The sequence below is a fragment of the Nitrosomonas sp. genome (assembly GCF_043753625.1).
In the GTDB taxonomy this organism is placed as follows: domain Bacteria; phylum Pseudomonadota; class Gammaproteobacteria; order Burkholderiales; family Nitrosomonadaceae; genus Nitrosomonas.
This window is the reverse complement of the sequence record NZ_JAYUWI010000084.1, coordinates 1-12,690: the sequence shown is the minus strand read 5'-3', so window position 1 is coordinate 12,690 and position 12,690 is coordinate 1. Positions and strand designations below refer to the sequence as shown.

General features: G+C 42.7%; 12 protein-coding genes and 1 pseudogene. 1 reads left to right on the top strand and 12 read right to left on the bottom strand.

Annotated elements, in window-relative coordinates:
- Positions 1 to 81: 81 nt before the first annotated feature.
- Positions 82 to 458: pseudogene (locus ACH10T_RS08245) on the top strand (transposase); the annotation flags it as partial.
- 67 nt (positions 459 to 525) lie between these two features.
- On the opposite strand, the gene der reads toward ACH10T_RS08245, so the two are convergent.
- From der to ACH10T_RS08185, 12 genes are all read right to left on the bottom strand, one after another.
- The gene (der, locus tag ACH10T_RS08240; protein ID WP_394808826.1) at positions 526 to 1,923 is read right to left on the bottom strand and encodes a ribosome biogenesis GTPase Der; all 1,398 of its coding nucleotides are present in this window, start codon (positions 1,921 to 1,923) and stop codon (positions 526 to 528) included.
- 114 nt (positions 1,924 to 2,037) lie between these two features.
- Positions 2,038 to 3,213 carry an outer membrane protein assembly factor BamB gene (gene bamB / locus ACH10T_RS08235; protein ID WP_394808825.1) on the bottom strand — a complete coding sequence of 392 codons (1,176 nt, stop codon included), beginning with the start codon at positions 3,211 to 3,213 and terminating at the stop codon, positions 2,038 to 2,040.
- 61 nt (positions 3,214 to 3,274) lie between these two features.
- The gene (locus ACH10T_RS08230; protein WP_394808824.1) at positions 3,275 to 3,913 is read right to left on the bottom strand and encodes a YfgM family protein; all 639 of its coding nucleotides are present in this window, start codon (positions 3,911 to 3,913) and stop codon (positions 3,275 to 3,277) included.
- An 88-nt stretch (positions 3,914 to 4,001) separates the two neighbouring features.
- Positions 4,002 to 5,270, bottom strand: a complete 1,269-nt coding sequence (hisS, locus tag ACH10T_RS08225) for a histidine--tRNA ligase (RefSeq protein ID WP_394808823.1) — start codon at positions 5,268 to 5,270, stop codon at positions 4,002 to 4,004.
- A complete protein-coding gene (ispG, locus tag ACH10T_RS08220) occupies positions 5,270 to 6,508 on the bottom strand; it encodes a flavodoxin-dependent (E)-4-hydroxy-3-methylbut-2-enyl-diphosphate synthase (RefSeq protein ID WP_394808822.1) in 1,239 nt (412 codons plus the stop codon). The genes hisS and ispG overlap by 1 nt, the downstream gene beginning before the upstream one ends.
- 40 nt (positions 6,509 to 6,548) lie before the next feature.
- On the bottom strand, positions 6,549 to 7,499 hold the full coding sequence (locus ACH10T_RS08215; RefSeq protein WP_394808821.1) for a helix-turn-helix domain-containing protein: 951 nt from the start codon (positions 7,497 to 7,499) through the stop codon (positions 6,549 to 6,551).
- Positions 7,500 to 7,777: 278 nt separating this feature from the next.
- On the bottom strand, positions 7,778 to 8,563 hold the full coding sequence (gene pilW / locus ACH10T_RS08210) for a type IV pilus biogenesis/stability protein PilW (protein ID WP_394808820.1): 786 nt from the start codon (positions 8,561 to 8,563) through the stop codon (positions 7,778 to 7,780).
- A complete protein-coding gene (gene rlmN, locus ACH10T_RS08205; RefSeq protein WP_394808819.1) occupies positions 8,560 to 9,663 on the bottom strand; it encodes a 23S rRNA (adenine(2503)-C(2))-methyltransferase RlmN in 1,104 nt (367 codons plus the stop codon). Before rlmN ends, pilW begins: the two co-directional genes overlap by 4 nt.
- Before the next feature lie 21 nt (positions 9,664 to 9,684).
- Complete coding sequence (gene ndk, locus ACH10T_RS08200; RefSeq protein ID WP_394808818.1) at positions 9,685 to 10,110, bottom strand: nucleoside-diphosphate kinase; 426 nt, start codon at positions 10,108 to 10,110, stop codon at positions 9,685 to 9,687.
- 155 nt (positions 10,111 to 10,265) lie between these two features.
- Positions 10,266 to 10,721, bottom strand: a complete 456-nt coding sequence (locus ACH10T_RS08195; RefSeq protein ID WP_394808817.1) for a rhodanese-like domain-containing protein — start codon at positions 10,719 to 10,721, stop codon at positions 10,266 to 10,268.
- A gap of 53 nt (positions 10,722 to 10,774) precedes the next feature.
- Positions 10,775 to 11,599, bottom strand: a complete 825-nt coding sequence (locus tag ACH10T_RS08190) for a DUF3025 domain-containing protein (RefSeq protein WP_394808816.1) — start codon at positions 11,597 to 11,599, stop codon at positions 10,775 to 10,777.
- 50 nt (positions 11,600 to 11,649) lie between these two features.
- Positions 11,650 to 12,396: an EI24 domain-containing protein gene (locus tag ACH10T_RS08185; RefSeq protein WP_394808815.1), complete on the bottom strand. Its 747-nt coding sequence runs from the start codon at positions 12,394 to 12,396 to the stop codon at positions 11,650 to 11,652.
- Positions 12,397 to 12,690 lie beyond the last annotated feature (294 nt).

Genomic DNA, 12,690 nt, shown 5'->3' with positions numbered 1-12,690 from the left:
GAATCAAGCCAGGAAACTATGCGCAGCATTACCGGATGGGATTGGATTATTAATGCTGTTCCTAAGTAGAATTGGAATAACACCCTGACTGCCGACTTCTGCATTGAAGCTGTGCAAGAAGCCATAAACAAGCATGGCAAACCGGATATCTTCAATACTGACCAAGGTTGCCAATTCATCAGCTTGGAATTCACCGGGCTGCTGAAGGATAACGGCATCCAGATCAGTATGGACGGCAAGGGTAGCTGGCGTGATAATGTGTTTGCGAACGGCTTTGGAAAAGCGTCAAATACGAAGGGGTATATCTGCACGCTTACGACAGCGTATGTGATGCAAAACAAGGCTTAGAAAAATATTTTATGTTCTACAACCAAAATAGACCTCACACCGCTCTTGACGACAAAACGCCAAATGAGTTCTACTTCGATAATCTGCCTGCAATGCAAAAAGCAGGATAGGCATTAACGCAAGATTTCCACTTAAGATATGGGGAAAATTGTCCAATCAAGTGAGGCCACTTCTAGCTTAACCATATTTCTTCCGGTTACGTCGGCGTCGGCTATGCGCGCGCTTCGCTTCGGCCTCAGTAAGCGGCGCAGGTTTTTTGTCGGCATAGGGGTTGTGTCCGACTTTAAAATCAACCCGTAACGGCGTTCCTTTCAGTTTAAAAACTTCACGGAAAGTATTTTCCAGATAGCGCCGGTAGGTTTCCGGTACATGATTGAGCATGGTGCCATGCACGATGATTAGCGGCGGATTGGAACCACCCTGATGGGCATAGCGCATTTTGGGGCGTGACATGCCACCGCGCGGCGGTGGATGTTTCTCGATCGCCGCAATCAATGCACGTGTCAATTTGGGTGTTGATAAATCGGCCATGGCAGCCGCATAGGCTTGGTCAATGGAAGGCAGTAGATTTTTCATGCCGCTGCCGTGCAGTGCAGAAATATAGTGCAATTGCGCAAAGCTCAGAAAAGCCAGTTTACGGGTCAGTTCGCGTTTAATCGTGTCACGCTGGTATTCGTCTAAACCATCCCATTTGTTAACCGCGATGACCAGCGCGCGTCCTGTTTCCAGTATAAATCCGGCAATATGGGCATCCTGATCGGAAATCTCATTTTTTGCATCCAGAATTAGGACAGCAACATTGGCATCTTCGATGGCCTGCAAGGTTTTGATAACTGAGAATTTTTCTATGGTTTCGAACACATGGCCACGACGACGCAAACCCGCCGTGTCGATTAATGTATAGTGTTTGTCCTTATACGCAAAATCGATGTAAATACTATCGCGTGTCGTTCCCGGTTGATCAAATGCGATCACCCGTTCTTCGCCTAGTAAGGTGTTGATGAGCGTCGATTTCCCGACGTTGGGACGGCCGACAATCGCAATTTTTGGATACTTGCTCTCGGGTGGCTCTTCCTCGATATCTGGAAAATCTGCTAACGCATAATCGGCCAGTTCCTTGATATTATCACCATGTATGGCTGACACTGCACAAGGATCACCCAGACCTAATTCATAGAATTCAGCCGTGACGACGGCTGTCGCCATACCTTCCGTTTTATTCACGACCAGCAGTATTTTTTGCCCGGATTTGCGTAATTGCTCGGCAATAATTTTGTCATGTGCTGTTACCCCTTGGCGGCCATCCACGATAAACAGTACTTTGTCCGCTTCATCAATCGCTTGCAACGTCTGCTTGGCCATAGCATGCAAGATGCCTTCTTTAACAACCGGCTCAAAGCCGCCGGTATCCATCACCAGATAGGGTTTGTCCCCTATCCTGCCTTGACCATAATGGCGATCCCGTGTCAGACCGGGAATATCAGCAACGATGGCATCGCGGGTGCGGGTGAGACGATTAAACAAGGTTGATTTGCCAACATTCGGGCGACCAACCAAAACAAGTGTAGGTTTCATGATTTTTTGCTGCCAGTACCGTACACGCTAGGTGTCATTAAATGGAAAGGGTTCATATCCGTGTTACCAGAATCCAGATGAATCGCTAAGATTCAGAGAGACTTACAAGAATTTCTAGAATTGCGTACTAAAAGCGTAAACACCGCCCTTTGCTGTTTGCACTATAAACCCGTCAGGCAATAAACTAGCTGAGTTCTGAATAATACTGCCGTCAGTGGCCGAGCGCGCTATCAAAGCACCATCATAATTCCGTAATAAATTGACATAGCCTTGGTCATCCCCTACTACAATATATTGTCCTCTGATGATAGGTCTCGTCAGTTTTTTACTACCTAACCGGCTCTGTTTCCACATGCTGGCACCACTGAGCAGTTCATAGGCGGCAATGATACCTTTCTCTTCAGTCACATACACATAGTCATTGTCCATAGTCAGACCGGCGCTGCTGGATGATTCACGCGCCCAGATTTGCGCGCCATCATTAATCGCAAAACAGGCGACACGCCCCTGATATGCTGCTGCGCAGACGAATCGATTGTTAACCACCGGTGCGCTGGTAATATCCGTCATGCGTTCCAGTTCAGTGACGCCGCGGGGTTGTGAGACTGCGACTTCCCAGCCAATGTTGCCATTAAACAGACTCATTGCCACCATTTTCCCGCCAGGAAAACCGGCAAACACAGCGCCATGTGAAATCGTTATTCCAGCTGTGCTCCGCACAGTTAATGAAGGCGTTGCGCCCTGGTAAACCCATTTACGCTTTCCATCAATAGCATCGAGCCCAAATATCCGGCCATCGACAGTACGCACAACTACGATATTATTTTGTACTTGCGGTGTACTGAGAATTTCACTGGTGACTGATGCTTGCCATAATGTATGCCCGGATTCGTTATACGCAAGTAGTTCGCCTTTAAATGTTCCAATCAGAATCAGTCCTTCACCAACACCAACGCCTGCAGAAAACTTATTTTTCGTTTTGACTTGCCACAGTTCTTTTCCGCTTGCCGCATCATACTTGGTCAGTTTCCCTTCTTCATCCGCTGTGTATACTGCGCCATTGTCATAGGCGGTATAAAAGGAGGCGATATGATTCTCACTGACTTTATCTTTCCATTTTAAAGGAATCGGATCAGCTGCCTTTAAAGCATCGAGCTCTTCTTTTTCATAGTCGATAACTTCTTCCTTGACTAATATATCGGATAGCTTCGTACTCATTGATTCAATGATAGGCATATCAAGAGGATTCATCGTGCTGCCACAGCCTGATAGCAACAGGGCGAATATCATCCAATATTGTAATATCCGCCAGGATCTGACGAAATCCAACAGAAAAGTCACTTTTTGATAATTATTCAGAATCGCCTAATGCATCGAGTTTCATTTGAACAATATTGTAATAATTGTTATTTTTACTTAACTTATCGATAGCGGTTTGATAACTTAGCCGTGCTTCAGAAATTTTCTTTGCCGCCACCTGAATGTCACCTTTACGATCCCAATATAACCCTGCAAAGGATTCACCTTGCCCGGCATTCAAAATCCGTAATGCTTCATCGTATTTTCCCTCATCCAGCAAAATACCAGATATTCTTAAGCGCACCAGATCGCGTAACTCTGTTTCTTTCGTATGATCGATAATCCATTGCAGGTTCTGTATCGCACGTTTATTGTTGCTTGCCTGCACATCGGCTTGTGCCGCAATCAACGCGGCACGAGGCGCATAACCGCTGGATGAAAATCCTTCTGTGAGCAATTGAGCCGCATCATTAATTTTTATTGGGTCATTTGACGATTGAACTTGCCGTATCAGGTTATATAAATCGGCTGCCTGTTGTGCTTGTTGTTGTTGATAATACTTCCAGAGTTGCATGCCGCCAATCGTTACAAGAATAACTGTTAACACAACAGTAATCGCGGTGCCAAACCTGTCCCACCATGCCTTGAATCCATCCATTTCTTCTCGTTCTTCAAAACTATAAGTTGCCATTATATCTTCCTGAATAAATGCTAAATAACATGAACACCGAACTGACTAAAGATTGCAATTTACCGTGAGAAATGTCACAGTAGTAATGTTACGAATGTCTTTTCCTGATTAAATCAGTGACCCTATCTAATTTAACGCTCGCTTGCTCGATGGGCGCACGTAGCGGTTTGATAGTTACTTCCTGCGCATTAACTTCATCATCACCAATAATCATTGCATAATGGGCACCTGTGGCATCCGCTTTCTTCATCTGAGATTTAAAGCTGCCGCCCCCACAATGTAATACGACGTTAAATCCTTCATCGCGAAGCGATTCAGCACATTTCCAAGCATAATCGATCACTTGTTCGCCGTGATGAACAATATAAATATCAGGTACAGGTTGCGTGATCTCCTTTCCGCATTCCTGCATCAACGCTAGCAATCGCTCTATACCCATTGCAAAGCCACACGCTGGAGCGGATTTTCCTCCGACTTGTTCCAGTAACCCATCGTATCTTCCGCCCGCACACACAGTCCCTTGCGCGCCCAGCTTATCGGTTATCCATTCAAATACCGTGCGGTTGTAGTAGTCAAGCCCTCTTACCAAGCGTAAATTAATCTCAAAATTAATACCTTGTTCACGCAGTATATGCTGCAATGACTCAAAATGGACCCATGATTCAACATCCAGATCATCAATTAATTTTGGCGCACTCTCGATGATTTCCTGCATTTTTGGATTTTTGCTGTCGAGTATGCGCAGTGGATTGGTATGCAAACGTCTTAATGAATCTTCGTCCAAGCCATCACGATGTTGCTCAAAGTATTTGATCAGGCGAGCGCGATGCAATGCACGGGATTCAGCATTTCCCAATGTACTGATTTCAAGACGCAAGCCAGAGATTCCCAGTAAATCCCACAAGCGTGAACACATGACAATCAATTCCGCATCAATATCCGGCCCCGTAAAACCCAGTGCTTCGACACCCACTTGATGAAATTGCCGGTAACGACCTTTTTGCGGCCGCTCATGCCTGAACATCGGACCGGAATAATAGAGTCTTTGCGGACCAGCATATAACAGGTTATGTTCGATGACGGCTCGCACACACGATGCTGTACCTTCAGGCCGCAAAGTCAAACTGTCATTATTGAGATGATCAATGAAGGTATACATCTCTTTTTCAACGATGTCAGTCACTTCACCAATGGAGCGGATGAATAAATCGGTTTGTTCGACAATGGGTGTTCGGATATTCCGGTAGCCATAGGTAGCGAGCCATTGCTGCACCGTCTGTTCAAAATATGCCCAGAGATAGGATTCATCCGGGAGAATGTCATTCATCCCGCGAATTGCTTTAACTCCAATAGTCATCAGACAGCTTTTCTCGGATACTTTTCGCTAACATATTTATCGACGATCTGACGGAATTCGTTGGCAATATTATCGCCTTTTAATGTCACCGTTTTCTGCCCATCTACAAACACCGGCGCTACCGGATTTTCACCGGAACCCGGCAAGCTGATTCCAATATTGGCATGCTTGCTTTCACCGGGGCCATTGACAACACAGCCCATGACAGCCAGCGACATGTTTTCAACGCCATCATATTGCTCACGCCACACGACCATTTCGTCACGTACGTACGCTTGAATACTCTCCGCCAGTTCCTGAAAATAAGTACTGGTGGTACGACCGCAACCCGGACAAGCAGCCACCAATGGCACGAACGCACGCAATCCCATGGTTTGCAGAATTTCTTGCGCGACAATCACCTCGCGCGAACGTGTTCCACCCGGTTCAGGTGTTAATGAAATACGAATTGTATCCCCAATTCCCTCTTGTAGAAGTATTGCCAATGCCGCTGTCGATGCCACAATCCCCTTGGATCCCATGCCAGCTTCTGTCAATCCCAGATGCAGCGCATAGTCGCAACGTGCAGCCAGATCGCGGTAAACCATGATCAAATCTTGCACACCGCTCACTTTACAAGACAAGACGATTTTATTGCGATTAAGGCCAATTTCTTCGGCCCTGGTAGCACTTTCCAGTGCTGATGTGATTAATGCTTCCCGCATTACATATTTCGCGTCTTGTGGATTGTTGGAAGCTGCATTTTCATCCATGATACGCGCCAGCATTTCCGGATCTAGACTTCCCCAGTTGACACCAATTCGTACCGGCTTATCATACTTACAAGCTGTTTCAATCAAAGTGGCAAATTGCTCATCGCGCTTCTTACCTTGACCAACATTTCCCGGGTTAATGCGAAATTTTGCCAAAGCCTTCGCGCACTCAGGATAACTAGTCAGTAGTTTATGACCATTGAAATGGAAATCGCCTACCAAAGGCACATGGCATCCCATATCATCCAGGCGTGCACGAATTTCCGCTACTGCGCTTGCTGCTTCCATTGAATTGACTGTAATGCGAACAAGTTCAGATCCAGCACGCGCCAACTGCGCAACCTGTTCGGTTGTAGCAGTTTTGTCAACCGTATCTGTATTGGTCATTGATTGCACTACGACAGGCGCGCCACCACCCAGCATGACCGTTCCAACCCGGACACCTACACTAGACCGGCGATTTGTAGAATTATTATTTTCAGGCATAATTTAACTGTATTGGGATCAAAAATGATTACAAGCGCTTTTATTCAAGCGTAAAACGTGCAGTTCCATCTTGCCGCTTATAAGAAGCCATATCAATTACTTTGTCATTATAGGTGAGATTAACTGCCGATGCATTGCCTATAACAATCGATAAAGGCCTTTTCCCAGTAATAACTTGTTCACTACCGTTCTTCTTAAGTTGTTCGAACAAAGAGGCACCTGAGCCATCGACTACTTTAATCCATGAATCTCCAATCAATTTAAAATATAAATTACCTGAGTCACTTGGTATTACAGTTGATTTCTCGACTCTCTGAATGGCGGACTTGTTTTTTGGTGGAATAGTTTCAGTTTTTGTATCCAATTCCGCTTCTGAACTTTTCTCGCCATTCATTCGATCATTAATTTCTGATTGCTGATTGGCTTGAGAACTGCTCGCAGTTTTCGCAGTTCCCGACAAGGGCAGTTGAATTTCTACAGAGGCTGTTCCAGATTCAAATTTTGCCACATTACTTACAGTATTGGTTTCAGGCGCTTTAATCCAGATATCATTCGCAAATATAAAATAAGCACCCACAATGATAGTAAATAAAACGATAACCATTGTTAATCGATTGTTGCCTGAGTTTTCCCGGTTTGAAGAAAACGATATTTGTTTATTCTTAAACGGTGTCCGTTCATAGGTTGATATCACCGGGGTAGATTCAGGAAGCAATTGCAATAAAGGAATTGGGTCTAACTGGACCAGGTTGGCATAATTACGAATAAAGCCTCGTAAAAAAGTGCGTCCCGGTAGCCTCTCATAATTTTCTTTCTCAATCGCTTCGATCTGTAGCACCGAGAGGCGTAATTGCCGAGATACATCTTCGACGCTCATACTTTTCATTATTCTGGCTTTGCGCAATAAATGTCCAACACTTTGGACAACGCTCACAGAATCAATGTCATTTAATTCATTTCTTGCCGGTTTATGTTCAATGTGAGTATACATATTATTCTGATTGCTATTGCCCTCGATTTGCTCGTTCTGATGATTATCCAGATTGGAAGAAACTGTGTCTGAATCAATAATCTGTATGGCAGACAAAGATTCCATTTCACTTTTTTCTGTTTCTAGTATGCTTTCACTCGCTGCTTGATCTTGCTGAATTTTCTCTGGGTCATTATGCAGTGTATGTCTTTCCGTTCCGACATTTAAATTAATATTGTTGGATTTAATATTTTCAGGAAGCTGATCATCGTTACTGTTTTTTTCGTTCGTCGTATTCATTATCTGATTTTTCCTTCTCGAATCGACACTGCTTCTTTGGACTCAGGGAAATGCTTTTGCAACTGATAAATATAACTGTCAACAGCCAGTTGATTTCCCATTGCCTGTTCGATTTTTATCGCCAATATCAGACTCTCAGGCGTTGGTGAATTATTTTTCTGAAACAGGACTAGCTTCGATTGTGCATCGGTTAAATTACCACGTTGAAAGTCAGTATCAATCAATCCAATCAATGCCGGTGAATAATTAGGATGGATGGATAACGCCTTCTGGAAAAATATTTGTCCTTCGTTATATTTTTGACGCTTAATCTCACAGATTCCCGCATTGGTATATGACATTTCCGGCGTTGAATACAGTGGATCTATGGCGGCTGTCATAAAATTATTTATGGCTTGATCCATACGCAGAGGAAAGCGCTGACATAAAAACCATCCATAATTATTGTGTATCTCAGGGTTCTTAGGTGCCTTTTGGATTGCTTGCTCAAAATTATCCAATGCTTTGCTATTTTCATTTAGAGTCATATTAATCAGCCCCAGTACATTATATGCAAGCGCATAATCCGATTGAGCCTTTAAGGCTTCAGTGACTTCTTCTAGCGCGACATCCAATTGTCCTCGATGAAAATATTCCGCAGCCAATTCTGTGTGAATTTTTGCACTCTGAAAAGCCCGTTCTGCATTGGCTTGAACCGACATCCCATTGTCTATGGGTTGCTGCACGCAACCGCCTAGCCCTACAAATTGCATCAATAGAAAAAAAATTGACAGATTTTTTTTCACTGAATCGCCTCTATCCTCACACCAGCTGTACGACGCGTTTTATCCTTCACCTGACCTGCAAGCTGGCCGCAGGCGGCTGCAATATCATCACCACGGGTTTTTCTAACCGTCGTAACAAGCCCGGCTTGCATTAAAACATCACGAAAAACACGCACAGTTTCTGCTGAAGAACGCTTAAAATCAGATCCCGGAAACGAATTGAACGGAATTAAATTAAATTTACAGGGTGTATCGTGCACCAATGCAATAAGTTCACGCGCATGCGCAATACTGTCATTAATACCCGCTAACATCACATACTCAAAAGTTATAAAATCTCGAGGCGCTGCCAGCAAATATCTCTGGCAGGCAGCCAATAGCTCCTTAATAGGATATTTTTTATTAATCGGCACCAGTTGATCGCGCAAAGCATCATTCGGTGCGTGTAAGGATATGGCCAGGGCAACCGGACAACGTTCACGTAATCGATCAATCGCGGGTACCAACCCCGAAGTACTCACCGTAACACGTCGCCGTGAAAGTCCATAAGCGTGATCATCCAACATCAAATCCAGCGCGGTAACAACATTATCAAAATTGGCTAACGGCTCGCCCATACCCATCATTACCACATTGGTAACAGCTCTATTTGCATGAGCTGGAGTATTATCGCTCACATCCGTTCGCAGTGTCTTGTTTGCAATCCATAATTGCCCAATAATCTCGGCAACTGTTAAATTACGATTAAACCCTTGTTTACCCGTAGAACAGAAAGTGCATGCTAAAGCACATCCAACTTGGCTTGAAACACATAAAGTGCCACGATTCGCTTCCGGTATAAAAACAGTCTCTATACCATTACCCGCACCAACCCCTAACAACCATTTGCGCGTTCCATCTGTCGCCACATAATCAGAGATAATCTGTGGTAACTCAATGACCGTTAGCACTGCAAGTTTCTCACGCAAACCTTTAGCCAGATCACTCATCGCATCAAAATCGGCAGTACTATATTGATGAATCCAGCGCAGCAGTTGCTTTGCACGAAAAGGTTTTTCACCAATTCCAGCGCAAAAATCCACTAGGCCTTTACCATCATAATTTAACAGATTGATTGTCACTATATAGAGACTATATGATCTTTAACGGGAATAAATACTTAATGTGGGAAAGAAACAAGCAATCTCTGCCGCAGCAGTTTCTGGTGCATCTGAGCCATGAACTGCATTGGCATCAATACTATCCGCAAAATCAGCACGGATAGTCCCTTTCTCTGCTTTTTTTGGATCTGTTGCGCCCATTAAATCTCGATTCTTTTTAATGGCTTCATCTCCTTCTAGTACTTGCACCATAACAGGACCGGATGTCATGAATTTAACCAGATCTCCAAAAAAAGGACGTGTGCGATGCACTGCGTAAAATTGCTCTGCTTCAGACTGTGATAAATGCATCATGCGGGCTGCAATAATTTTCAAACCATTTGATTCAAAACGTGAATAAATCTGTCCAATTACATTTTTTGCAACAGCATCCGGTTTAATAATGGATAGCGTTCTTTCAATTGCCATTAAATACTCCAATAAATTAATAAATTAAACGTTATATTTTAACAAAAAACACATCGACAATTCGTAAAAACATACCGTATTGTGTCAAAGACAAATTATTTCGCTAAATAGTATTAATAAAGCAACTCGATATTTTCCAAATTGTGCACCACTCACTATGGATTGATCGAGCGAACTGAATAGCCCTGCTGTTTCCAATCTCTAATACCTTCACGGTAGTAGAAAATATTTAACCAACCCCAATCAATTGCCTTTTTAATCGCAATTGAACTACCCATACATAAAATGCCGTTACAATAAATAACAACAGGCTGGGTCTTTTTTACAATGGCACTTAAATTTTGCTCGGCGAAATCGCTTTTGATTGAAAGGTGATAGGCACCCGGAATATGTCCAATTTTAAAATCATCAAGCCCCCTGACATCGATAAAGTGATAACCTTTGTCGAATAATAATTTCGCTGTTACAGTATTTATTGTGCGAGCACCTTCAATTTTCTCTGGTGCCAGATTATCGGCTTTTGACGTATTCACAAAGCAGAATAACAAAATCAGCAACGGAAATAAGATTCTTTTCATTGCATTCACCATTATCGTATTATTTAATTTCATTATTAATTCCCGATAAAGGATTATTCAAAATCAAACTGTAGTCCTCACGATACTTAATCAGCTCTATGGCGATCTCGAAAATATTTCTTATTTTCATAATATATTTCACTATGATTATCTTCAGTCCAGCCTGGATAGCCCAAGAGTGGAATAGGCGTCAAATCAGAGCTTGACGATAAATCTTGTAATAAAAAGGACTCTAATATTGAATCGATTAAGTGTAATTGCTTTAACAAAGTCTTAGCAAAAAATGCTTCTTCAACATTGAAAATAATTCCTTTACCTGTCATTCCAACATAAGGATTCAATGCTTTCTCATACAACCCATGACCAAAAACAAAAAACCGCATTGATGACAGCATTCCCTTACGTTGTCGCCAAAACAATTCCTTCCATTCAAAATCGCTTAGTAATTGAATCAATGTTTTCTCGCTGCTCACAACTATAACACCTGATTCATCAAAAAGCGTTGCTGTATCCCTCAACGCACAGCGATGTTTAATCTTGTTTACTGATTCAAATAATTGAGCCTGATAATGCAATTGATTAAGTGCCGATTTTGCTCGTGGGAATGTATGCCATACCAAGGCATTAAAAAAATCATGCCAGTTCTTAGCCCTTGTTTGTATTTGACCAGTTAGATAAATTCTCGACTCATAGTTTTGCTCAAAACATTGCTTCCCAATGCCCTGAGGTACAAAGCAAATTTGCTGCTCAGATTGAGTCATAACTTGTTGGTTTAGCATCAGTGCCAGTCTATTTAAGTGAGAATGCTCAGGCCAAAATGCACAATTTGCAAAATATTTTTCCAAATGCAAAAACGGTTCAAACATGGGTGAAAGATTCACAAAATTTGGATTCCAATCATGCATGTTCATGCTTGGTTTAGAACATAGCTAAGGGCATATTGAAAAAATATGCTTGAGTATTAATGATCATTAATAAGCAAATCGTTTTTCACATTCTCTGCACGCAATAACTTTAAATGTTCCAAACCAAAGTGAATAAATGCAAGCGCTGTAAATATTGGAGCCAATAGATTGAGTATCGGTATAAATTGAAATAGGCCTGTCAACAAACCTAATCCCCATAGTGAGTATCTGTTTGATGCGCAAATTGTCTTAATTTCTTGTTTACTGGCATGTTCAGATAACGCGTCATATCGAAACAACTGCTGGTTCATAAAAGCTGCTGCTATAAAAGGAACAATAATTCCTGCCCCAACTGCCCACAATGGCATTGTAATGACCCAGATCAGTATAAAAATACCGCTGGCAAGTATTGCATTAATGATACTGCCGCCCAGGGTACCGCCATACTCGTGTTTAAGTTCAGGAAAAGAACGTTTAGCAACCAGCTTGACGAGCGCCGGCATTATAAAAATAGCTGTAATCAGCAAAGTGGTTATTATCACGAGCGGGATGAATAAAATTATATTGACCGTGCTTTGAATAGCAGAAGTAATCCACCCAGATTCCATATTTTGCAGCCATTCGCCGACACCGATCTCATTCAGCACCAGAAGTATCAGCTCAGAAAAACTATCTTGAAAAATGAAGCTGATAATGAGCCAGAAAAGTGTCGAAACTAAAATTGGCCAAATAACAATCCATGCGATATTAAAACGCATCAGATCGCGCAATGCACTTGCAGTTGCTTTAACAATAGAAGACATTTGTATCGCCAGTAAGTGATATGTATAGGCTAAAGACAACAATTATCTACGATATCAATATGATTTACTAGGAGTCTGTCGGACTTACTCAAGATAAGCACTACGATATATTAGGGAAATGCTGAATAATTCATCGCGCAGTAGAGCTCAAGCCGAGTGATTATGTAATATTGCGACAATTTGCCCAATTTTTAACTGAATCGCATCATTTTTTGTATTATTACCCTCATTTCCTGTTTTCAAGGCGCAACTAGGCTGTCTGTTCTGCATAGCCACCGGCGAGCCAGCAGCAAA